Origin of the sequence: Janthinobacterium sp. FW305-129, from assembly GCF_020858115.1 — a bacterium.
In the GTDB taxonomy this organism is placed as follows: domain Bacteria; phylum Pseudomonadota; class Gammaproteobacteria; order Burkholderiales; family Burkholderiaceae_D; genus Janthinobacterium.
In genome coordinates this window covers 586,557-608,611 of sequence record NZ_JACYMM010000002.1, presented here as the reverse complement: position 1 = coordinate 608,611, position 22,055 = coordinate 586,557, and the positions used below count along the sequence as shown (strand labels likewise).

Genomic DNA, 22,055 nt, shown 5'->3' with positions numbered 1-22,055 from the left:
TGTTATTTGGTGAAACAGCCCCCGGCTGTTCCACCTAGAGAAAAACCCGATCAGCAATGGTCGGGTTTTTTTTCGTCTGGCGGTTTGAGCGTTCGCCCCAAGCGAAGGCTGGGGTCAGACCCTGAGGGTCTGACCCCGGTATTTCGCCGTTGGGGTAATTCCGAATAAAAAAAGCAGCGCTACGCGCTGCCTTTGCCATCTAACGTCGCTTAACTTCCGCGATAAGTCGAATACGACCACGGCGATACCACTAGCGGTACGTGGTAGTTTTCATCCGTATGCGCGATACCGAAGGACAGGGTGACCAGATCGATGAAGCGGGGCGAGGGCAATTCCACGCCTTGGGCGGCGAAATAGTCGCCTGCATTGAATACCAGTTCATACTGGCCCGCCTTCATGCTGTCGCCTTCCAGCAATGGCGTGCTGCAACGGCCGTCGCTATTGGTCATATCCATCTTCAATAACACTTTTCCTTCCGGCGCGACCGAAAACAGGGCCACCTTGACGCCGGCTCCCGGCCTGCCGTGGGCGATATCGAGTACATGCGTGCTGAGTTTTCCCATTTGCTATCCTGTATATAGGGTGAGTGAATGTGCTTATCGTGCAAATCATATACCGGCGACTGCGCCCGGCTATATGATTGGGCATATAGCCAACATTGTCCTCCTATAGGCGCGCCTCCGCATGAACAATTATGAAGATTATCCACGCGACTTGATCGGCTATGGCCGCACGCCACCGCATCCGCAATGGCCGGGCAAGGCTCGTATTGCCCTGCAATTCGTCCTCAATTACGAGGAAGGGGCGGAAAACAGCGTGCTGCATGGCGATCCCGCCTCGGAAACGTTTTTATCGGAAATGATCGGTGCAGCCGCTTTTCCTGCGCGCCACCTCAGCATGGAGTCGATTTATGAATACGGTTCGCGTGCCGGGCTGTGGCGCTTGCTGCGCATGTTCGAGGAGCGGCGCCTGCCATTGACCGTGTTTGGCGTATCGATGGCCTTGAAACGCAATCCGGAGGCGGTGGCCGCCTTCCAGCAACTGGGGCACGAAATTGCCTGCCATGGCTTGCGCTGGATTTCCTACCAAAACATGGACGAAGCGACGGAGCGCGAACACATGCGTGTAGCCGTGCAGATCATCCGCGAATTGACGGGTTCCGCCCCGCAAGGCTGGTACACGGGGCGCGATTCTCCGAATACGCGCAAACTGGTGGTCGAGCATGGCGGTTTCCGCTACGACGCCGATTACTATGGCGACGATCTGCCATTCTGGGAGAAAGTGGCTTATACGGATGCCGCGGGCATGCCGGCCATGCAGCCGCAGCTGATTGTGCCCTACACCCTGGATACGAACGACATGCGCTTTGCCGCCATGCAAGGTTTTAACTCGGGCACCCAATTTTTCGATTATCTGAAAGATGCCTTCGACGTGCTGTACGCGGAAGGCGATCCGAACGGCCTGAATCAGCCCAAGATGTTGTCGGTGGGCTTGCATTGCCGCCTGGTGGGGCGTCCGGGACGGGCCGCGGCGCTGGCACGCTTCCTCGACTATGTGCAGCGCCATGAGCAAGTGTGGATCACGCGCCGCATCGATATTGCCGAACACTGGCATGCGACGCATCCCTGCACTGCTTGATGGGTATTGATATTGGATGATAAGTAAAATCAGTCTTTGCATATAGTTGTCCCATATGCCGGTGTTAATCTCCTATACTGGGACTATACCGAGGCCAGCATGTCAGAACCGATCCGTTTTTATTACCGTGGTGCCGTACAGGAAGTACGCAACGCCGCCCCTACGCAGACTGTGTTGCAGCACCTGCGCGAGGATTTGCATTGCACGGGTACCAAGGAAGGCTGCGCCGAAGGCGATTGCGGCGCCTGCACGGTCGTCATCGGCAGCCTGGTGGATGGCCAGGTCGAGATGAAAGCCGTCAACGCCTGCATCCAGCTCACGCCCACGCTCGATGGCAAGGCCCTGTTTTCCGTGGAAGACTTGCAACAGCCCGATGGCGCCCTGCATCCGGTACAGCAGGCGATGGTCGAGTGCCACGGTTCCCAGTGCGGTTTTTGCACACCCGGCTTCGTCATGTCCTTGTGGGGCATGTATCTGGAGAAAAATGGCGCCACCCCCACGCGCTGCGAAATCGACGATACGCTGTCCGGCAATCTGTGCCGCTGTACCGGTTACCGGCCCATCATCGATGCGGCCAGGCGCATGGGCGAATTGCAACACGTCAGCTTTGACCGCGATGCCCTGGCGCAACAGTTACAAGCGCTGCAGCGCGCCAGCACGAGCACGTATGAACATGGCGGCCAGCACTTCCACGCGCCGCGCAGCATCGACGAACTGGTGGCGTTGCGTGCGGAAAAGCCGCAGGCATGCCTGCTGGCCGGCTCCACCGATATCGGCTTGTGGGTCACCAAGCAGTTGCGCGACCTGGGCGACATCATTTATCTGGGCAACGTGGCCGCACTGAAAACCATCGGCATCGTTGACGGCAAGCTGCAGATTGGCGCCGGCGCCAGCCTCAACGATGCGTATGCGGCGCTGTGCCGGCATTATCCGGACGAGTTGTCGGAACTGTGGCAGCGCTTTGCTTCCTTGCCGATCCGTAACGCGGGTACTTTGGGCGGCAATGTCGCCAATGGTTCGCCGATTGGCGACTCGATGCCGTGGCTGATTGCGCTGGGCAGCGAGATCGTGCTGCGCGGTTCCGCCGGCCAGCGGATCATGCCGTTGGAAAATTTTTATCTTGGCTATCAAAAGAAAGACTTGCAGCCCGGCGAATTCGTCGAAGCCGTGCGCGTGCCTTTGCCCCGTGCTGAGGTGCATTTCCGCACGTATAAACTGGCGAAACGCTTCGACCAGGATATCTCGGCCGTGTGCGCTGCGTTTGCCTTTGAACTCGATGGCGAACGCATCGTCGATACGCGCATCGCCTTCGGCGGCATGGCGGCCACGCCGCAGCGCGCTGCGCAAACGGAAGCGTTTCTGCGCGGACAGGCGTGGACGGAAGACAATTTGCTCATCGCCATGCGCTTGCTGGCCGACGATTACGCGCCCTTGTCGGACATGCGCGCGTCGAACAGCTACCGCATGACGACGGCGCAAAACCTGTTGCGCCGCTTCTGGCTGGAAACCCGTCCCGGTGCGCCGCTGTTGCGCACTGCCGTCAACGCCTACGCTTGCCGCGCCTGAAAGGACCAGCATGAACCATCCTGCCACGCCCGAACTGCAAGCGGCTGCCTGGAGCGCCGTGGGCAAGCCCAGCCCCCATGAATCGGCGCAACTGCATGTGCTGGGGCAAGCCACGTACACGGACGATATCGCCGAATTGCATGGCACCTTGCACGCGGCGCTGGGCCTGTCGCAAAAGCCGCACGCGCGCATCACGGCCATGGATTTATCTGCCGTGCGCGCCGCTGCCGGTGTCGTCGCCGTCTACACGGCGCAAGACATCCCCGGCACCAATGATTGCGGTCCCATTATCCACGACGATCCCATCCTGGCATTTGATCTGGTGCAATATGTGGGCCAACCGATCTTCATCGTGGTGGCAGATACGCACGACCATGCGCGCCGCGCCGCGCGCCTGGCGCAAGTGTCATACGAGGAATTGCCCGCGATCATGACGCCGCAGGCGGCGAAGGCGGCGCAATCGTATGTGCTGCCGCCGATGCAGCTGACACGCGGCAACTACCAGGCCGCGTTCGAGAAGGCGCCGCATGTGGTCAAGGGCCAGCTGTATGTGGGCGGACAGGAGCAGTTTTATCTGGAAGGACAGATTTCCTACGCCATTCCGAAGGAGGCGCAGGGCATGCTGGTGCTGTGTTCGACCCAGCATCCGAGCGAGATGCAGCACGTGGTGGCGCATGCGCTGGGCGTGCATTCGCATAACATCACCGTCGAATGCCGTCGCATGGGCGGCGGATTCGGCGGCAAGGAATCGCAATCGGCCCTGTGGGCGGCGGCGGCGTCGATTGCGGCGGCCAAACAGAAGCGTCCCGTGAAACTGCGCGCCGACCGCGACGACGACATGCTGGTGACGGGCAAGCGCCACTGTTTTTACTATGAGTACGAAGTGGGCTACGACGACGATGGCCGGATCCTTGCCGCCAGGGTCGACATGACCACGCGCGCCGGCTATTCGGCCGACTTGTCCGGCCCCGTCGCCACGCGTGCCGTCTGCCACTTCGACAACACCTACTATTTGTCCGACGTGGACATCCGCGCCGCCTGCGGCAAGACGAATACGCAGTCGAACACAGCTTTCCGTGGCTTCGGCGGCCCGCAGGGCGCCATCGCCATCGAGTACGTGATCGATGAAATCGCCCGCCATTTGCAACGCGATGCGCTCGATATCCGCTTGCTCAATTTTTATGGACGCAACGATGCGGAAGGACGCAACGTCACGCCGTACGGGCAGAAAATCGTCGATAACGTGATTCATGAACTCGTTGCCGAACTGGAAGACAGCAGCGATTATCGCGCGCGGCGCCGCGCCATCGATGCCTTTAACGAGGCCAGTCCTGTCTTGAAGAAGGGCTTGGCGTTCACGCCCTTGAAATTTGGCATCGCCTTCAACGTCACGCATCTGAACCAGGCGGGCGCTCTCGTCCACGTGTACGTGGATGGCTCCGTGCTGGTCAACCATGGCGGCACGGAAATGGGGCAGGGCATCAATACCAAGGTGATGCAGGTGGTGGCGCACGAGCTGGGCCTGGACCTGGACAAAGTGCGCGCCACGGCCACCGATACCAGCAAGGTGGCGAACACGTCCGCCACGGCGGCATCCACCGGCGCCGACCTGAACGGCAAGGCGGCGCAGGATGCGGCGCGGCAGATCCGCGAACGCCTGGCCGATTACGCGGTCAAACTGTACGGCGGCGATGCTGTCAGTGTGCGCTTCTTCGACAACCATATCCATGTGCATGGCCATGTCGTCGCGTTTGCCGAGCTGGTGCAGAAGGCGTATCTGGCCCGTGTGCAACTGTGGTCGGATGGTTTTTACGCCACGCCGGGCTTGTCGTGGGATGCGAAGACGATGACGGGCCATCCGTTTTCCTACTACGCGTATGGCGCGGCCGTGGCCGAAGTGGTGGTCGATACCCTGACGGGTGAATGGAAGTTGCTGCGCGCGGACGCCTTGTACGACGCGGGCCAGTCATTGAATCCCGCGATTGATCTGGGTCAAGTGGAGGGCGCATTTATCCAGGGTATGGGCTGGCTGACGACGGAGCAGCTGTGGTGGAACGCGGCGGGCAAGCTGATGACGCACGCGCCATCGACCTATAAAATTCCTGGCATTTCCGATTGCCCGGAAGATTTCCGTGTGAAACTGTTCCAGAATCGTAATGTGGAAGACAGCATCCACCGTTCCAAGGCCGTGGGCGAGCCACCGCTGCTGTTGCCGTTTTCCGTGTTCTTTGCCATCCGCGACGCCATTTCCAGCGTGGGCCATCACGCTGTGCAGCCGCCGCTGAATGCCCCCGCCACCAGCGAGGAAATCCTCAAGGCGGTCATGGCCGTGCAAGCGGTTTGCGCTGGCGCATAGGGGGCGATGATGAGCGACTGGTTGACGGCAATCGAGAGTGGCACGCAGGCATCCGTGCTGGTGACGGTTGCCTTGGTGGAAGGTTCCGGGCCGCGCGAGCCGGGCGCGAAGATGCGCGTCACCCTCGATGGCCAGGTAGACACCATCGGTGGCGGCCACCTGGAATTGCGTGCCGTGGAAATTGCCAAGACCATGCTGGCGACAGGAGACACGCATGCGCGGCTCGAACGTTTTGCGCTCGGTCCCAGCCTGGGCCAATGCTGCGGCGGCGTCGTCCACCTGGCGTTCGAGCCTGTTGATACCAGCCTGGCTGCGGTGTTGTCCGCCCTGCGCGAACGGCGCCAGCTTGACAGCTGGAAAGTCACGGCGCTCGATGGCACTGCCGCGTCGGCCCTGTTCGATGCCGATGGAAAATTGATCGCCGGCACGCCAGGCCAGGCGCCCGACACGTTTTCACGCGAGCGCAGTACCCATGTGGCGCAGGGGAGTGAAGGGCGGCGCTGGCTGGTCGACCCCTGCCTGGCGCCGCGCGCCCATCTGACCCTGTTTGGCGCCGGTCACGTGGGGGCCGCCATCGTGCGCGCACTGGCCCACTTGCCTTGCAATGTCACTTGGGTTGATGAACGGGAAGACATGTTTTCCGTGGCGTTCCCTGCGGAGTTGCCAGATAACGTGCGCATCGCCGCCACCGATACGCCCGAGGAATTCGTCGCCATGGCGCCGCCGGGCGGCAGTTTTCTTGTCATGACGCATAGTCATGCGCTGGATCAACGCTTGACGCAAGCCATCATGGCACGCGAGGATGCGGGCTGGTTCGGCCTGATCGGTTCGCACACGAAACGCAAGCAGTTCGAGCACCGCCTGCAGGCGCGCGGCGTGCCGGACGAACGCATTGCCGCCATGGTGTGCCCGATCGGCATGCCCGGCATCCGCAGCAAGGTGCCGGCCGTGATCGCCGCCTCCGTTGCCTGCCAATTGTTGATGGTGTGGGAGGAAGCCGCCAGCGCGGCCCTGGCCGCACCGCTGCGGCTGGCCTCTGCCAGCGCGCCACCGCGCCGCCCAGCACGCGCCGCCATTCACCTGTTATAGAAAGAAGTCATGCCGATTGTTCCTGCCACATTGCAAGCTTACCGTGCCAGCTTGCTGCACTTCCACGCCGATCCCGCTTTCAATGAGGAGGCGCACGCCTGGCATGCCGATGGCTTGCTGATCGTGGCCGATGGCAAGGTCGTGGCCGCTGGCGACTACGCGCAGCTGCTGGCGACCTTGCCGCCTGGCAGCGAGATCGTCGATTACCGGGGCAAGCTGATCGTGCCCGGGTTTATCGATACCCACCTGCATTTTCCGCAGACGGAAATGATCGCCTCGCCCGCGCCGGGCCTGCTGCCGTGGCTGGAAACGTACACGTTTCCCACCGAACGCGCGTTTGAGGATCCTCAACATGCGCGCAACGTGGCCGAGTTTTTCCTCGATGAACTGCTGCGCTGCGGCACCACGACGGCCATGGTGTATGGCAGCGTGCATCCGCAATCGGTCGATGCCTTCTTCGGTGCCAGCGAGGCGCGCGGCTTGCGCATGGTGGCGGGCAAGGTCATGATGGATCGCAATTGCCCAGAGTTCCTGCGCGATACTGCCGAGTCCGGCGCGCGCGAAAGCGAGACGCTGATCCAGCGCTGGCACAAGCATGGCCGCTCGCTGTATGCGATCACGCCCCGCTTCGTGCCGACGTCGACGAACGAGCAGATGCACCTGGCGGGCGAACTGGCGCGCGCCTATCCGGATACCTATCTGCAAACCCACGTGTCGGAAAACGAGGATGAATGCCGCTGGGTGCGCGAACTGCACCCGCAGGCGCGCAGCTACCTCGACGTGTATGACCAGTACGGCATGCTGCGCCCGCGCGCCATGTTCGGCCACTGCATCTGGCTCGATGAGCGCGACCGCGCACGCATGGCGGAAACGTCTTCGGCGGCCGCCATTTGTCCTACATCAAACCTGTTCCTGGGCAGCGGCCTGTTCGATTTCGAGCGGGCCGATGCGGCGAGAGTGCTGCTGTCGCTGGCCACCGATGTAGGTGGCGGCACCTCGTTCTCGATGTTGCAAACAATGAACGAAGCCTATAAAGTAGCACGCTTGAAAGGCAGCTATCTGCCCGCCTTGCGCATGTTTTACCTGGCGACCTTGGGCGCTGCACGGGCCATGCAACTGGAAGGCACCCTGGGCAATTTCGCAGCTGGCACGGAAGCGGACTTCATCGTGCTCGACAAGCAATCGACGCCGCTGCTGGCGCGCCGCACGGCTGGTTGTCAAAGCCTGGAGGAATTGCTGTTTGCCTTCGCGCTGCTCGGTGACGACCGCGCCGTGGCCGCTACCTATTCGGGCGGGCAATGCGTGCACGTGCGGGGGCAGGGCTGACCTACCCGTTGTTCAACACGAATCATCCTGAGCGAGAACGCGAATGCACATAAAACTCACTGGCCTGGCGCTTGGCGCCGCGCTGGCCTTGACCGGAACGGCGCAGGCCGCCCCGACTTCCAACGAAGCGGCCACGGCGCGCCATTTTGCCGCTCTGGTTGGCGGTGCGCAGCCGAAGACAGCCGAGTTGAGCCTGTTCTTTTCCATGATGCCCAAGGGCGGCGACCTGCATCACCATTACTCGGGCGCCATCTACGCCGAGCAATTCCTCGACTGGGTCGACAAGGAAAACTATTGCGTCAACAAGACAACGTACCGCATCGAAAGCAACAAGGACGTCGTCGCGGCTGAGCGCGCCAAACCGGCCGGACAGCGCAGCTGCCTGTCGTCCACGGAAGTGTTTGCCGATGCGGGCCTGTATGCGGAGCTGCTGCAGCGCTGGTCCACCAAGGACTTTTATAACCACGGCGCCATCCAGACGCCGCCCGACCGTACTTTCTTTGATACTTTCGGCTACTTCGGCCCTGTCGCCTCGACGAATACGGCCGACGGCCTGAAAACCCTGAAGCAGCGCGCCATCGCGGAAAACCTCAGCTACATCGAGACGATTTTCGAACTGTCGCCCTTCGTGCAGAACACCCAGTTCGACCAGCAAGTGCTGACGCCGGGCTTGCCGCCGGCAGCGTTGCAAGCCGTACTGGCCAAGTGGACAGCCAGCCTGGAGCAGGACGCCAGCTTCCAGAAAAGCATCACCGCCTACAACGATAACGTGAACGCCAGCAGCGCCGGCATCGACGATGCGCACTTCACCATGCGCTACCAGGCGTATGTGCTGCGTTTCCTGTCGCCATCGCAAGTGTTCTCGTCCATGGTGGCCGCGTTCAAGGCGGCCAGCCTGAATCCGCTGCTGGTGGGCGTCAATATCGTGGGCCAGGAAAGCGTGAACGTGTCCATGCGCGATTACAGCCTGCACATGGAAATGTTCAAGTTCCTCAAGGCAAAATATCCGAACGTCAAGATCGCCCTGCACGCGGGCGAGCTGGCGCTGGGCATGGTGCCGCCGGAGGGCATGGCGTTCCATATCGCCGAAGCCGTCGATGTAGCCGGCGCCGACCGTATTGGCCACGGCATGGATATTGCCTACGAGCACAATGCGCTGGCCACCATGCAAAAGATGCGCGAACGGGGCATTCCCGTGGAAGTGAACCTGACCAGCAACGATTACATCCTCGGCATCAAGGGGCAGGCGCATCCGGTCACCCTGTACCGCAAGTATGGCGTGCCGTTCGTGATCTCCACCGATGACGCGGGCGTGTCGCGCAATACCTTGTCGAATGAATACGTGCTGTTTGCCAGCCAGTACAAGACCGATTATGCGGAAATCAAAAAGCTGTCGTACAACAGCCTGCGCTATTCCTTCCTGGCAGAAGCGGACAAGCAACGTTTGCTGAAAGCGCTCGATGCCCGTTTTACCCGATTTGAAGCCTTGATCGCAAATAGTAATACTAAGGCAACTGTTGTAAAACCGTAAAAGTATTTCACCTCTCCCTCCTGCCACGCGACCGCAACTAGCGGTCGCGTAGTCTCCTGATCTTCATAGTTACAAAACCCTCCTTTTCTCCTTTTTGTTGTGCCTTTACGACAAAAAATGATGCGCTAGTAGTGCTTTCTTGCAATTATTTTCTGAAACAATTTCCAAGTCTTGCCGCTCATCTATAATTTCGCCCCGATGAGGTGAGCTTGCTCGGTTGATACAAAAAATGCGGCTTCCAGCGGTGATTTATATTTTTTATATATAAATTATTAAAAAAAAACGTATTTGTCAGCCTACAGACCTTAATGCATAGTTGGACGGCGAAGAATTGAATAAGTCATTTTTGATATCGCTTTTGTGACAATTCAGGATGTCTAGCGGCTCCTGTCACATTGCGGTCATATCCGTGTAACGGATTTGAAATATTCGATCTTTATACTGCCGTGTCTAGTTGGATAGTTTCCGTGTTTCACCACAATATAAGCAAGTCAAAATCTTGTAAGTTACAACACACTCTAGGGGGTTCAAATGCAGTTCATTCAACAACCAAAATTGCGACTAAGTATGATCGCAGTGGCATGCCAATTGGCCTGCTTCGGCATCTCTACTGCGCATGCGCAAAGTGCTGACGAAGCCACAAAAGTGGTCATTACCGCTAAAAAAACCGGTATGGGCCTGATGGTGACGGAAGATGCGCCAAAAGCACGCAGCACGATTACGGCAGAAGAACTGGAAAAGCAGCGTCCAACGGGCAATGCGTACGAAGCCCTGGAGATGTTGCCAGCTGTCAATAGCTACAACTACGATGCAACTGGCCTGTTCGGCGGCGGCCTGACACTGCGCGGCTTTAACTCCGACCAGATCGGCGCCACGATCAATGGCGTGCCGGTGAATGACTCCGGTAGTTTTGCCATCTACCCACAAGAATATGTCGACCAGGAAAATACCTGCTCGCAAACCGTGACCCAGGGTTCGACCGATGCCGATTCGCCACAAGTGGGCGCCACCGGCGGCAACTTCGGTATCAACACCTGTAATCCTGAAGACAAGCATCGCCTGCGCATGATGCAGACCATCGGTCAACTGAACATGAAGAAAACCTTCGTGCGCGTCGACACCGGCCTGTTCTCTGACAAGCGCACCAAGATGTTCGTGTCCGCTTCGCATGCTGAAGCCGACAAATGGAAAGGCAAGGGCGGCGCCAAGCGCGACCATATCGATGCTGGTATCAATTACGATTGGGACCGCTTCAACTATATTCATGCCACTTTGCTGTACAACGAGGCGATGAACAACAATATTAATAACCTGACCTTGTCGGAAATCAACAAGAACGGTTATTACTTTGATTACGCCGATACTTTCAAGGGCCATCTGAAGCCGGTAAAAGGCGTGGAACAAAAAGAAAGCACACAGTCGCCAGCTTTCTACAAACTGGGCATCAATCCATTCAAGAATGCCATCGCATCGGCTACGGCAAAGTTTCGCCTGAACGAGAACCTGGATCTGAAAGTGTTGCCATACATCTGGTACGGCTATGGTAACGGCGGCGTGCAACAGCGCGCCCAGTCGGAAAAAGGTTTTTATGACGCGACCACCGGCCTGCGCAATAGCGGCGTCGACTTGAATGGCGACGGCGATACCCTCGATACCATCCTGGTCGCCAACGCCAGCGTCACCAAGACCTTCCGTCCTGGCGTGACCGCGTCGCTGAACTGGGTATCGGGTAACCACGATGTGCTCGGTGGCTTCTGGTACGAACGTGCGCGCCATCAGCAAACCGGCCCGATGCTGGCGCTGAGCAACGATGGTATCTCGCAAGATCCTTGGCTGCAAAACGGCCAGATCCTGCGTCCGGATGGCACGCCAGCGCAAAGCCGTAACTGGATGTCGATTTCGACCGCTTATCAGTTCTTCCTGCAAGACACGATCAGCCTGAATGATGACAAGCTGAAGATCAATATCGGCGTGCGCAGCCCGAACGTGAAGCGCGACTTCACCAACTACGGCGACGAAAACAACAATGTCAAGCCGTACAACCTGATCAAGAAATACAACACCTTGCTGCCGCAGTTGGGTGCGCGTTACCGCATCACCAACGACGACCAAGTGTTCATTTCTGTCGCTAAAAACGTCAAAGCACCCCCTAACTTCGTGTTTGGCAACATCGGTACCAGCGTGAAAGTGGTCAATGGCGTCGCCAACTTTGTTGGTGATGTGAAACAAGAATCGTCGTGGAATACCGATATCGGATATCGCCATCAAGATGACAAGTTCATCGCCTCGGTGACGGCGTTCTTCGTCGATTTCAAGGATCGTCAGGCAACCACCTTCGATCCAATCACGCAAGCGAGCAGCTACACCAACGTTGGCCGCGTTACCAACAAGGGCCTGGAATTCGAAATCGGCAATACGCCGATCAATGGCTGGGCGATGTACGGTTCGCTGGGTTTCAATAACAGCAAAATCAAGGACGACATGCTGTCCGCGACGAATGTGTACCTGCCGACTGCTGGCAAGGAAATGATCAACACGCCGAAGAAGAAAGCCGGCTTGTCGATCGAATATCAGAATGGCTCGTTCTGGACCCGCGTGAAAGCGCGCGCCACCGGCCAGCAGCAAGCATCGATGGTCAATGATGAAACGGCACCAGGCTACACCACCTTCGGTATCGACGGCGGCTACACCTTTGCCAACTTCGGTTACATCAAGCGTCCTAAGCTGACGTTTAACCTGAGCAACATCACGGACAAGCAGTACCGCAATCCGTCCTCGACCACCGTCAAGAACACGCAGCCTATCGCTGGTGTGACGACGTCGGTTGATACCCAGCGTTACTACCTGGGCGCACCACGCTTCGTATCGGTCACCCTGTCGATCGATATCTAATCGACGCTGACGCGCAGCCTGCAGGCCAGGCTGCGCGCGATGTGTTGCAACGGGCCTCAGGGCCCGTTTTTCTTTTCTGCCGGCGTTGTGCAGCCGGACCTTGTTTAACCCGTTTGCGCAATGCCGTACCCCGGCCGTTGCGCTATGCTGCGAAGCCTATGAAAACACTGCCCTTATCCCTGATCGCGGTGGCCATCGCCGCCGCCATGACCGGTTGCGCCACCCATCCCGTGGCACCCGTCGATATCAACCTGGTCGCCCTGAACGATTTTCACGGCAACCTCGACCGCAGCAAATTTACCTACACGAGTGTTGCCGATGCCGAGCGCAAGACGGTGCAGGCGGGCGGTATCGATACCTTGTCCGGCGCCTTGAAGGCATGGCGGCGCGAAGATGCGCAGCTGATTTTTGTCGGCAATGGTGACCTGGTCGGCGCCAGCCCCGCCATGTCGGCGCTGTGGGCCGATGAACCGAGCATCGTCGCCATGAATATGCTGGGCATGAAGGCCAGTTCCGTCGGCAACCATGAATTTGACCAGGGCAAGGCGGAATTGCTGCGCCAGCAGCGCGGCGGTTGCGAATCGTCGCGCGCCGACAAGGCGTGCAAGTTCACGCCCGACTTCAAGGGCGCCAGCTATACCTATATGGCGGCCAATGTGATCGACACGCAGACGGGCAAGTCCTTGCTGCCCGCCTACCGCATCGAAGAGGCGCATGGCGTCAAGGTGGGCCTGATCGGCGCCGTGCTGAAAGATACGCCGTCCGTGGTGACGGCAGCCGGCATTGCCGGCCTGCAGTTTGGCGATGAAGCGGACGCCATCAACGCCACCTTGCCGCAATTGCGCGCGCAGGGCGTGGGCGTGTTCGTCGTGCTGCTGCACCAGGGCGGCGAGACGAAGGAAGCCGTCGACCAGCCCGACTGCAGACACCTGAAAGGCGAAGTGGTCGACGTGGTGAAACGCCTCGATCCGGCGATTCAGCTGGTCATCAGCGGTCACTCGCACCAGGGTTATCTGTGCCGTGTCGATGGCCGCCTCGTGACCCAAGCACAGATGGGCGGACACATGTTGACGCGCATCAAACTCAAGGTCGATCCCGTCAAAAATGCGCTGATCGATGCCAGCGCGCAAAACGTCGTCATGTTGCCAGGCATGTATGAGCCGGACCCGGCCGTGGCTTCTTACCTGGAATCGGTCAAGCAACGCAGTGCGGCCGAATTGTCGCGTCCCGTGGCCGCCATCGCCGTATCTAGCGTGGGCCGCAGCACCAAGGGCGGCGGCGCTTCCCCATTGGGTGACCTTGTGGCAGACAGCACCCTGTTCGGCGCGCGCGCTGCCGGCGCACAAATCGGCCTGATGAACAATGGCGGCATCCGCAAGGACCTGGAAGCGGGTGCCGACCTGATGACGAATGTGGGTCAGAACCAGGCCGTGGTGCCGTTTGGCAATACCTTGATCGTCGTCAGTCTTTCCGGCGCGCAAATCCGCACCTTGCTCGAACAGCAATGGCCGGGCGAAGAGGCCGGCGAAGGCAATTTGCTGCAAGTGTCCGAAGGTTTTAGTTATCGCTGGGACAGCACGCGGCCCCAGGGCCAGCGCGTGCTGCCCGGCAGCATCATGCTCAATGGCGTCGCCATTGATGACGGCCAACAATACCGTGTCGCGGCCAACAGTTTCCTTGCCGGCGGCGGCGACCGCTTCACCGTGCTGGCGGCCGGCACGCGCCGTCTGGACACGGGCGTGCGCGACATCGATGCCTTCAGCAATTACCTGATCGACCGCGCGCGGGCCGGCAAGCCCGCTGGCAGCGCCACGGCGGCCGGCCGCATCGTGCGCGTCAAATAATCTATAAGGAATAACCATGCGTCGTTTATCTGTTTCCCTGCTCGTCACTACCCTGTTCGCGGGCACGGCCCACGCCGATTTCACAATACCCGGCTTTGAGCTGGTGCACACCTCGCCCGTGGAAACGAGCTTGACCAATCCCGACCTGCGCGAGCCCGTCGCCGTGTGGAGCGAGCTGTTCGATGGTGCAAAAAAAGAGATCGTCATCGCCCAGTTCTATGCCGTCAGCAAGCCGGGCACGGCCTTTGAAAAGGTGCTGGCCAGCCTGACGGCCGCCGGCCAGCGCGGCGTGAAGATCCGCTTCCTGCTGGACCAGAAGGGCGTGGGCCTGTCGGAAGCGGCCACCATCGCCCGCATCAAGGCGATTCCGAACCTGGACTTGCGCCTCATCGATTTCAATAAAATCACGGGCAATGGCATCGTGCACGCAAAATACCTGGCCGTCGATGGCCAGGTCGCGTACATCGGCAGCCAGAACTTCGACTGGCGCTCTTTCGAGCACATCCATGAAACGGGCTTGAAGATCACGGAGCCAAGCATGGTGGGCCAGGTGCAGGCGATTTTTGAACAGGATTGGCAAGCCCAGGCGCTGACATCGCAAGGCAGCCGCGCCACGGTGCTCAACAGCAAGGTGGTGCCAGCCAATTACGCGCAAAACGCCTTCCTGCTGGCCAGCCCGAACGCGTACAACCCGGCCGGCGTGGGCGACTCGGAAACGGGCTTGCCCGCCCTGCTGGCGGAAGCGAAAAACGAAGTGCGCATCCAGTTGCTCGACTATGCGCCGCTGTCGTATGGCCCGAACCGCACGCGGCCGTACTACGCCGTGATCGACAACGCCGTGCGCGCCGCCGCCCAGCGCGGCGTGAAGATCAAGCTGATGGTGTCCGCCTGGAATACGGAAGCGCCGGCCATCGCCTACCTGAAAAGCCTGGCCCTGCTGCCGAACGTGGAAATCCGCATCGTGACGATTCCTGCCGCCTCGACGGGTTTCATCCCGTTCGCGCGCGTGATCCATAGCAAGACCATGAGCATCGACGGCAAGCTGGCCTGGGTCGGCACGAGCAACTGGGCGGGCGGCTATTTTGATTTGTCGCGCAACCTGGAAGTGGTGCTGCGCAACGACGCCATGGCGCAACGCATCGCCGCGCTGCATGAGCAGACGTGGAGCTCGGCGTATGCGCAGCCGATCGACATCAACAAGCAGTATCCGAAGCCGGCGAAAGCCACGCCACAGGGCAAGGAGTAATGGTGAACATGAAAAAATTACTCTGCGTGCTGGCGCTGGGCGCCGCTTTCGCTTCCGGCAATGCGCTGGCCTGGGGCAACGACGGCCACCGCGCCGTGGGCGCCATTGCCGATCAATTGCTCAAAGGCAGCGCGGCCCAGGCGCATATCTCCCAATTGCTGTTGCCGGGCGAAAGCCTGGAAAAGATCGCCAATTGGCCCGACTGCGTGAAGGGCACGTATTGCGGCCCGCAATCGCCGGAAATGTTGACCTATGTCGCGGCGAACCCCAAGCATGGCGAGTACCATTACACGAACGTGCCATTCCAGAATGCGCACTATCATGACCATGGCGTGGGCACGGCCGACGACGATATCGTGCAGACGCTCAAGCGGGCGATCCTGGTGTTGCAAGGCAAGACTGATGCGGCCAGCAATCCGCACGGCTTCAGCCAGCGCGAAGCGCTGATCCTGATCACGCACCTGGTGGGCGATATCCACCAGCCGCTGCATGTGGGCAATGCGTTTCTCGGCAAGGATGGCCAGTTCTTCGTGCCCGCCACACAGGCGCAGATCGACGACGTCGCCATTTTCAATGCGCGCGGCGGCAACGACTTGCTGCTCGACGATGCGAAGATGACGGCGCTGTCGGACGCCGTGATCCCCGCGCCGCTGCCCACGGAAGACGGCACGGCCAAACCGGCCAGCAGCTATCCGAAGTCGTCCACCAGGCCCCTGCATTCATACTGGGACACGACCGTGGTCGATTACGCCATGCGCCGCCTGAGCACGCGCACGCCGCAGCAGTTCGCGCGCACCGTGATCGCCAGCGTGCCTGTGGTGAGCGCCAATAGTGGCGACCCCGCCACCTGGCCGTATCAGTGGGCCGATGCCGCGCTGGCGGCGTCAAAGCTTGCTTTCACGGACGTGGCGGCGGGACCGGCCACGCAGCAGACCAGCCGCAAGGGCGATGTCTATAATGTGTGGAGCTTGACGGTGCCGGACAATTACCCGGTGCCCAGCTCGGCGCTGGCCAAGCAGCAGCTGACCGAGGCGGGCTATCGCCTGGCTGCCGTGCTGCAGGCGATCTGGCCACAGTAAGGTGTCATCCGAAAGCGGCCTGCGGGCCGCTTTTTTCATGCCAGGGTGATGGCGATGCCCATCTCGCGGAAGGGGGCCACCAGGGCGTCTTCCACGTCGCGGTGCACGACGATATCGTTGATATGGCTCAAGGGTGCGATTTGGAACGGCGAGGTTGTGTTGAACTTTTCAGGTGACGCCAGCACAACGGTGCGTGCGGCGGCCTCGCTCAGCGCGCGCTTCACGCACGCTTCTTCGTAATCACCGGTGGTGATGCCCGCTTGCGGATGCAGGCTGGACACGCCCATGAAATACAGGTCGGCGCGGATGCGGCCGATGGCTTCCACGGTGGCCGCGCCGACGCCCACGATCGAGTGCTTGTACAGGCGCCCGCCCAGCATCAGCACCTCGATGAACGGGTGATGCACCAGTTCGACGGCAATCGACGGGCTGTGCGTGACGACGGTGGCGCGCAAGTCGCGCGGCAGCTGGCGCGCCAGCTGCACGGCGGTCGTGCCGCCATCGATGAACGCCACTTGTCCCGTTTGTATCATGGCGCCCGCTGCGCGGCCGATGGCGGGCTTGGCTTCCGGCGAAATCTGTTCGCGCCCGGCAAACGGTGCCAGCGCGGGCGAACGGGGCAGCAAGGGCAGGGCGCCGCCGTGCACGCGTTCCAGTAAACCCTCTTTCGCCAGCTCGCGCAAGTCGCGCCGTATCGTGTCTTCCGACAAGCCCAGGGCGTCGCTGACGGCCTTGGCGACGATCTGCCCTTCGCGCTGGAGCAAGTCCAGCAGGTATTGTTTGCGTTGATGTGTGAGCATGGTTTTTCTTATATTTTCTTGATATTGCACGAGTTTGCATGATAAAGTCGACGAACGCAAGCACAAGGAGACGATATGCGCGAAGAAAATAGCAAGCAGGAACGGGTCCGCATCCAGCAGGTGCAAACCCTGTCGCATGACTGGTATCTGCTGCAAAAGACCACGTTCGACTATCTGCGCCACGATGGCGAATGGCAGACGCAGACGCGGGAAACCTATGACCGCGGCGATGGCGCCACCATCCTGCTGTACAACAAGGTCAAACGCACGGTGGTTTTGATCCGCCAGTTCCGCTTTCCCACGTATCGCGAGGGCCACGACGGTTTCCTCATCGAAGCGGCCGCCGGCTTGCTGGAAGAAGCCAGCGCCGAGCAGCGCATCCGCGCCGAAGTGGAAGAGGAAACCGGTTACCGGGTGGGGCAGGTGCACAAGGTGTTCCAGGCCTTCATGAGCCCCGGTTCCGTGACGGAGCGCTTGCATTTCTTCGTGGCCGAATACGACCCGGCCAGCCGCATCGGCGACGGCGGCGGCCTGGCGCACGAAGGGGAAGACATCGAAGTGCTGGAACTGCCCCTGGCGCAAGCGCTGCGGATGGTGGCGGACGGGCGCATCTGCGACGGCAAGACCATCATGCTGCTGCAGCATGCGCAGCTGCACTTGATGCCGCGCAAAAGGGGACTGCAGATTTTAGTGGCTGGCCCGTATCGTTCCGGCACGGGCGACGATCCGGCCTTGATTGCGCGCAATGTGGCGGCCATGGAAGCCGTCTGCCTTCCGTTGTATGAAAAGGGACACATGCCCGTGCTCGGTGAATGGCTGGCCTTGCCGATGCTGGCGCTGGCAGGCTCAACCGGGGTGGGCGATGCCGTGTACGAGGAATTGTTTCACGCGCATGCGACGCGTTTATTGAGCCATTGCGATGCCGTGCTGCGCCTCGGTGGCGCATCGGCTGGGGCAGACCAGATGGTCAACGTGGCGCGCAGCCTGGGTCTTGCCGTATTTTTTTCACCGGACGAGATTCCAATGGCGTAAAAAAAAGCGAAGCCCGTGGGCTTCGCTTTTTTGCGCCACGTCAAAGCCAGGCTTAACGAGACTTTACAAACGGAATGCCAATCGCCTTCGGCGCGATGGATTTCGCCATCAGGCCCGCCAGCACGATCACGGTGACGACGTATGGCACCATCTGGATCAGCGAGCCGGGGATGCGGCCCACGACGGGCAAGTCCACGCCTTCAATTTGAATCTGGATGGCGGCGAAGAAGCCGAACATCAGGCAGCCGAGGAAAGTGTAGACGGGGCGCCAGTTGCCGAAGACCATGGCCGTCAGGGCCAGGTAGCCGGCGCCAGCCGACATGTCGCGCAGGAAGAAGCCGCTTTGCACGATGGCAAGATACGCGCCCGAGAACGAGCACAGGATGCCGGCCACCAGCATGGCCAGGTAGCGCGTCGCTTCCACGCTCACGCCAGCCGAGTCGGCCGCATGCGGGTTTTCGCCGCAGGCGCGCAGGCGCAGGCCGAAGCGCGTGTGGTACAGCAGCCAGTGCACGAGCGGGATCAGCAGGAACGCCACGTAGACGAGGATGGAATGGCCGCCGATCAGGTGGGCATATACCCAGCCGATGAAGGGAATGTGTTCCACGTACTGCGTGCCCGGCAAGACCACGTCGAACAGCCGCGCCGAACCGAGGTCGGGCGTGCGGCCGCCCTGCTGGAAGAAAAATTGCGCCAGCACAAACGTCAGTCCGCTCATGGCGATGTTGATGGCCATGCCGGCCACCAGCTGGTTGCCCTTTTGCGTGATGCTGACGTACGCCTGCAGCAGGGCCAGCGCGACGCAGACGAGCATGCCGGCAGCCATGCCGTAGTACGGGTTTTGCGTCGTGTAGGCCACGGCGGCGGAAGCAAACGCGCTGGCCAGGATCTTGCCTTCCAGGCCGATGTCGATCATGCCGCTGCGTTCGGCGAACAGGCCGGCCATGGCGGCAAAGATCAGGACGGGCGCATTGCGCACGGTCGATACCAGGATGCTGGCGAAATGAAAGTCGTCGAGTGTCATGGTGTTAGCCTTTGGTGCGCTTGAGCAGGGCGGAAATGGCCGGTGCGTAGAAGTTTTCCATGGCGCCGCAGAACAGGATGATCAAGCCCTGGATGAAAATGAAAGTTTCCGTCGGGATATTCGGTTTTTCCAGCGACAGGTCGAATCCGCCCTGGATCAGCGCACCGAACAGCACGGCCGACAGGAAGATGCCGACCGGATGCTGACGCCCCATCAGGGCGATGGCGATGCCGATGAAACCGGCGCCGCCGACGAAGTTGAGCGACAGGTAATGCGTCGAGCCCATGATGGAATTGACGGAACCCAAGCCCGCCAGCGCGCCGGAAATCAGCATGACGATGATGATCATCTTGCTGATCGACACGCCCGCATAGTGGGCCGCATGCTTGTTCAAGCCCGTGGCGCGCAGCTTGAAGCCCCACGACGAACGCCAGACCATCACGCCGTAGATCACCAGCGCGGCGATCGCCAGGATAAAGCTGATGTTCAGCGGCGTGTCGCCCAGCGACGGGAACCAGGTGGAAAGGCGCGGCATTTCGCCGCTTTCCGCAAACACGCGGCTGGCCGTGTTCTGCTCGCCCGGCGGGATCAGGTACTTTACGATAATAAAATTCATCAGGCTGGCGGCGATGAAGTTGAACATGATGGTGGTCACCACAATGTGGCTGCCGCGCTTCGCTTGCAGATAGCCGGGCAAAAAGCCCCACAAGGCACCGAACAGGGCCGCGCCGATCATGGCGGCAGGAATCAAGAGCAAGGCGGGCAGGGTCTGGTCGAAGGCCAGCATGGCCACCGTCAAGCCCAGGCCGCCGATATACATCTGGCCTTCGGAACCGATATTGAACAGGCCGGCCTGCATCGCCACGGAAACCGACAGGCCCGTGAAAATGAAGGTGCTGGCGTAGAACAGGGTGTAGCTCAAGCCTTCCGGATTGAGGATGGCGCTGTGGACCAGGATGGACAGCGATTCGGCCGGGTCTTCGCCCAGCATATAAATCACCAGGGCGGAGACCAGCAAGGCCGACAGCAGGTTTAACATGGGCATGACAAAGGCTGTCGCCCAGCGTGGCAAGTCGTTATTCATGATTTATGCATTCCCCCCATCAACAGACCGATGCGGGTGGTATCGAATTCTTCAATTTTCAGTTCGCCGGTGATGCGCCCGCCGCACATGACGAGAATGCGGTCGGCCAGCGCCCGCACTTCTTCCAGTTCGACGGACACCAGCAGGATCGCCACGCCCGCGTCGCGCAGGGCCAGCAATTGCGTATGGATGCTTTCGATGGTGCCGATATCGACGCCGCGCGTGGGTTGCCCCACCAGCATCAGTTTCGGCTTGGCCAGCACTTCGCGCGCGATCACCACCTTTTGCTGGTTACCGCCGGACAACAAGCCGATGCGCAGGTCCGGATTGGCCGGGCGCACGTCGAAGGTCTTCAGCAGTTCCGCGCAGCGGGCGCCGATGGCCTTGAAGTTGAACAGGCCCCAGCGGTTCTTCAGGTGGTCCTGATAGCCGAGGATGGTGTTCTGCATGACGGAGAAATTTTTCACCACGCCATCGCGCAAGCGGTCTTCCGGAATGTGGGCGATGCCCAGCTCGCGGAAGGCCAGCGGCAAGCCATCGGCATCGTGGCGCTTGGCAAACGGCAAGTCCTTGTCCAGGAAGCGCAAGGTGCCGGACGTGGGCAAGCGCATGCCCGAGAGGATTTCCAGCAGCTCGCTCTGGCCATTGCCGGAAACGCCCGCGATGGCGACGATTTCGCCGGCGCGCAAGTTGAAACCTATGTCGGCCAGCAATTTGACTTGTTGTTCGTCGGCCAGTTGCAAGCCGTCGACTTCCAGCACCGTGGCGCCCGGATTGTACGGTGCACGGGGCAGGTGGCTCTGGATGGGGCGGCCGACCATCATGTTGGCCAGTTCCTCTTTCGAGGTGCCGGCCGTTGCCACGGCGCCCACCACCGTGCCGCCGCGCATGACGGTGACGTTGTCGGTGATTTCCAGGATCTCTTGCAGCTTGTGCGTGATCAAGATGATGGTCTTGCCTTGCTCCTTGAACAGGCGCAGGATTTCAAACAGCGAGGCCGTTTCCTGGGCCGTCAGCACGGCCGTCGGCTCGTCGAGGATCAGGATATTGGCGCTGCGGTAAATCTGCTTGAGGATTTCCACGCGCTGCTGCGCACCGACGGACAGGTCTTCGATCTTCGCCAGCGGGTCGACGTCGAGGCGGTAGCGCGCGCAAATTTCGCGCAATTTCGCTTCCGCTTCCGTGCGGTGGCTGGCCAGGCGAAAACCGCCTTCCGTGCCCAGCATGATATTGTCGAGGACGGTGAAGTTCTCGACCAGCATGAAGTGCTGGTGCACCATGCCGATGCCGAGGTTGATCGCTTCCTGGCTGTTGCGGATAGGCTGTACTTTACCGTCGAGCAAGATTTCTCCGCCGTCGGCACGGTAATACCCGTACAGGATGCTCATCAAGGTCGATTTGCCGGCGCCGTTCTCTCCCACCAGGCCGTGGATACTGCCCTTGGCGATGGAGAAGCTGACGTCGGCGTTCGCCTTCACATGTCCAAATTGCTTGGAAATGCTGCGAAATTCTACTGCTGGCTGCATAGGTTCATAACTGGATAGTTTC

Annotated in this window: 15 protein-coding genes and 1 pseudogene; 11 read left to right on the top strand and 5 right to left on the bottom strand. The window is 60.3% G+C overall.

Annotation, left to right across the window (positions count from 1 at the left end; genetic code table 11):
• Window positions 1-209 precede the first annotated feature (209 nt).
• Window positions 210-563, bottom strand: a complete 354-nt coding sequence (gene uraH, locus IGS61_RS06320; RefSeq protein ID WP_034754489.1) for a hydroxyisourate hydrolase — start codon at window positions 561-563, stop codon at window positions 210-212.
• Between the two features lie 121 nt (window positions 564-684).
• On the opposite strand from uraH, the gene puuE reads away from it, so the two are divergent.
• The 10 genes from puuE (at window position 685) to IGS61_RS06270 (ending at window position 16,567) form a co-directional block, all read left to right on the top strand.
• A complete protein-coding gene (puuE, locus tag IGS61_RS06315; protein WP_230538817.1) occupies window positions 685-1,638 on the top strand; it encodes an allantoinase PuuE in 954 nt (317 codons plus the stop codon).
• Between the two features lie 99 nt (window positions 1,639-1,737).
• Window positions 1,738-3,204, top strand: coding sequence for a xanthine dehydrogenase small subunit (gene xdhA / locus IGS61_RS06310; protein WP_230538816.1), 1,467 nt, complete (start codon window positions 1,738-1,740; stop codon window positions 3,202-3,204).
• 10 nt (window positions 3,205-3,214) lie between these two features.
• Entirely contained in the window at window positions 3,215-5,560 is a 2,346-nt protein-coding gene (xdhB, locus tag IGS61_RS06305; RefSeq protein WP_230538815.1) for a xanthine dehydrogenase molybdopterin binding subunit, read from the top strand.
• Window positions 5,561-5,569: 9 nt separating this feature from the next.
• Window positions 5,570-6,649 (top strand): xanthine dehydrogenase accessory protein XdhC, encoded by a 1,080-nt coding sequence (gene xdhC, locus IGS61_RS06300; RefSeq protein WP_230538814.1) that lies wholly within the window; start codon window positions 5,570-5,572, stop codon window positions 6,647-6,649.
• 9 nt (window positions 6,650-6,658) lie between these two features.
• Window positions 6,659-7,975, top strand: a complete 1,317-nt coding sequence (guaD, locus tag IGS61_RS06295; RefSeq protein WP_230538813.1) for a guanine deaminase — start codon at window positions 6,659-6,661, stop codon at window positions 7,973-7,975.
• 43 nt (window positions 7,976-8,018) lie between these two features.
• A complete protein-coding gene (locus IGS61_RS06290) occupies window positions 8,019-9,506 on the top strand; it encodes an adenosine deaminase family protein (RefSeq protein ID WP_230538812.1) in 1,488 nt (495 codons plus the stop codon).
• Window positions 9,507-10,037: 531 nt separating this feature from the next.
• Window positions 10,038-12,398 carry a TonB-dependent receptor gene (locus tag IGS61_RS06285; RefSeq protein ID WP_230538811.1) on the top strand — a complete coding sequence of 787 codons (2,361 nt, stop codon included), beginning with the start codon at window positions 10,038-10,040 and terminating at the stop codon, window positions 12,396-12,398.
• A 158-nt stretch (window positions 12,399-12,556) separates the two neighbouring features.
• Entirely contained in the window at window positions 12,557-14,242 is a 1,686-nt protein-coding gene (locus IGS61_RS06280; RefSeq protein WP_230538810.1) for a bifunctional metallophosphatase/5'-nucleotidase, read from the top strand.
• 16 nt (window positions 14,243-14,258) lie between these two features.
• Window positions 14,259-15,488, top strand: coding sequence for a phospholipase D-like domain-containing protein (locus IGS61_RS06275; RefSeq protein WP_230538809.1), 1,230 nt, complete (start codon window positions 14,259-14,261; stop codon window positions 15,486-15,488).
• Window positions 15,489-15,496: 8 nt separating this feature from the next.
• Entirely contained in the window at window positions 15,497-16,567 is a 1,071-nt protein-coding gene (locus tag IGS61_RS06270; RefSeq protein WP_230538808.1) for a S1/P1 nuclease, read from the top strand.
• 35 nt (window positions 16,568-16,602) lie between these two features.
• On the opposite strand, the gene IGS61_RS06265 is transcribed toward IGS61_RS06270, so the two are convergent.
• On the bottom strand, window positions 16,603-17,367 hold the full coding sequence (locus tag IGS61_RS06265) for a DeoR/GlpR family DNA-binding transcription regulator (RefSeq protein ID WP_230538807.1): 765 nt from the start codon (window positions 17,365-17,367) through the stop codon (window positions 16,603-16,605).
• Window positions 17,368-17,442: 75 nt separating this feature from the next.
• Between IGS61_RS06265 and IGS61_RS06260 the strand changes: the two are divergent.
• Window positions 17,443-18,027 (top strand): annotated as a pseudogene (locus IGS61_RS06260) (NUDIX domain-containing protein); the annotation flags it as partial.
• A gap of 424 nt (window positions 18,028-18,451) precedes the next feature.
• Here IGS61_RS06260 and IGS61_RS06255 read toward each other — a convergent pair.
• Genes IGS61_RS06255 through IGS61_RS06245 form a run of 3 tightly spaced genes read right to left on the bottom strand, consistent with a single transcriptional unit; the run spans window position 18,452 to window position 22,033 of the window.
• Window positions 18,452-19,423 carry an ABC transporter permease gene (locus IGS61_RS06255; protein ID WP_086145100.1) on the bottom strand — a complete coding sequence of 324 codons (972 nt, stop codon included), beginning with the start codon at window positions 19,421-19,423 and terminating at the stop codon, window positions 18,452-18,454.
• A 4-nt stretch (window positions 19,424-19,427) separates the two neighbouring features.
• Complete coding sequence (locus tag IGS61_RS06250; protein WP_230538806.1) at window positions 19,428-20,507, bottom strand: ABC transporter permease; 1,080 nt, start codon at window positions 20,505-20,507, stop codon at window positions 19,428-19,430.
• Window positions 20,504-22,033, bottom strand: a complete 1,530-nt coding sequence (locus tag IGS61_RS06245) for an ABC transporter ATP-binding protein (protein ID WP_230538805.1) — start codon at window positions 22,031-22,033, stop codon at window positions 20,504-20,506. Before IGS61_RS06245 ends, IGS61_RS06250 begins: the two co-directional genes overlap by 4 nt.
• Between the last annotated feature and the right edge of the window lie 22 nt (window positions 22,034-22,055).

Excerpts from the sequence above, each read along its gene's own strand:
- uraH (WP_034754489.1), bottom strand. The coding sequence starts at position 563 with ATGGGAAAACTCAGCACGCATGTACTCGATATCGCCCACGGCAGGCCG.
- IGS61_RS06280 (WP_230538810.1), top strand. The coding sequence starts at position 12,557 with ATGAAAACACTGCCCTTATCCCTGATCGCGGTGGCCATCGCCGCCGCC.
- puuE (WP_230538817.1), top strand. The coding sequence starts at position 685 with ATGAACAATTATGAAGATTATCCACGCGACTTGATCGGCTATGGCCGC.
- IGS61_RS06275 (WP_230538809.1), top strand. The coding sequence starts at position 14,259 with ATGCGTCGTTTATCTGTTTCCCTGCTCGTCACTACCCTGTTCGCGGGC.
- IGS61_RS06285 (WP_230538811.1), top strand. The coding sequence starts at position 10,038 with ATGCAGTTCATTCAACAACCAAAATTGCGACTAAGTATGATCGCAGTG.
- IGS61_RS06255 (WP_086145100.1), bottom strand. The coding sequence starts at position 19,423 with ATGACACTCGACGACTTTCATTTCGCCAGCATCCTGGTATCGACCGTG.
- IGS61_RS06245 (WP_230538805.1), bottom strand. The coding sequence starts at position 22,033 with ATGCAGCCAGCAGTAGAATTTCGCAGCATTTCCAAGCAATTTGGACAT.
- IGS61_RS06265 (WP_230538807.1), bottom strand. The coding sequence starts at position 17,367 with ATGCTCACACATCAACGCAAACAATACCTGCTGGACTTGCTCCAGCGC.
- xdhA (WP_230538816.1), top strand. The coding sequence starts at position 1,738 with ATGTCAGAACCGATCCGTTTTTATTACCGTGGTGCCGTACAGGAAGTA.
- IGS61_RS06250 (WP_230538806.1), bottom strand. The coding sequence starts at position 20,507 with ATGAATAACGACTTGCCACGCTGGGCGACAGCCTTTGTCATGCCCATG.
- IGS61_RS06270 (WP_230538808.1), top strand. The coding sequence starts at position 15,497 with ATGAAAAAATTACTCTGCGTGCTGGCGCTGGGCGCCGCTTTCGCTTCC.
- IGS61_RS06290 (WP_230538812.1), top strand. The coding sequence starts at position 8,019 with ATGCACATAAAACTCACTGGCCTGGCGCTTGGCGCCGCGCTGGCCTTG.
- guaD (WP_230538813.1), top strand. The coding sequence starts at position 6,659 with ATGCCGATTGTTCCTGCCACATTGCAAGCTTACCGTGCCAGCTTGCTG.
- xdhB (WP_230538815.1), top strand. The coding sequence starts at position 3,215 with ATGAACCATCCTGCCACGCCCGAACTGCAAGCGGCTGCCTGGAGCGCC.
- xdhC (WP_230538814.1), top strand. The coding sequence starts at position 5,570 with ATGAGCGACTGGTTGACGGCAATCGAGAGTGGCACGCAGGCATCCGTG.